The organism is Duganella vulcania, assembly GCF_009857655.1.
GTDB classification, from domain to species: domain Bacteria; phylum Pseudomonadota; class Gammaproteobacteria; order Burkholderiales; family Burkholderiaceae_D; genus Rugamonas; species Rugamonas vulcania.
Genome location: NZ_WWCX01000276.1, coordinates 1 through 670 on the forward strand (window position 1 = coordinate 1; position 670 = coordinate 670).

1 protein-coding gene is annotated in these 670 nt (G+C 73.6%); it reads right to left on the minus strand.

Annotation, left to right across the window (positions count from 1 at the left end; all coding sequences use genetic code 11):
* On the minus strand, positions 1–670 hold a 670-nt coding region (locus tag GTP90_RS35955; RefSeq protein ID WP_161087953.1), incomplete at both ends, for a TolC family protein.

Here is a 670-nt window from a genome sequence, read left to right on the forward strand (position 1 = left end):
GCGCGGGCGGCCGCCGCTGCGCCGTCGGCCAGCTTGCGGCGCAGCTCAGGCTCGGCGACGGCTGTCAGCGCCACCAGCGCCTTGACGTTGACGTCGCAGGCGGCGCGTTGCGTGATGTAGCGGTTGTTGCCGTCGGCCGCGCTGGCACGCGCCAGCGCCAGGTTGGCCGGCGACTGGAAGCCCGCCTTGGCGCTCAGCTCCGTCAGGCGCGCGGTGTCGGCGCGCGAGGTGGCATCCTGCTTGGCCACCGCCAGCAGCTGCTCGCAGGCGCGCAGGCCGTAGTATTGGTTGGCCACTTCGGCCGCCACCGACACACGGGCGTCGTGCCAGCCTGCGTGCGCGCTGTCCAGGCGCGCCTGCGCCGCATCGCGCGCGGCGCGGTTGCCGCCGAACAGATCGATCTCCCACGACGCCTGCAGGGCCGCCTGCGAGGTGGTCCCCATCGGCAGCGTCGATTGCTGGTTGGAGCGGTTGACGCTTGCCGATGCGTCCAGCGATGGCGCCAGCGCGGCGCCGGCGGCCACGCGCTCGGCGCGCGATTGCGCGATGCGCGAGCCGGCCGTGGCGATGGTCGGGCTGACCGCCTGCGCCGATTCGATCAGCTGCACCAGCAGTGCGTCGGCCTGTTGGCTCCACCACGTGGCCAGGTCGGCCTGGCTGCCATTGTGCG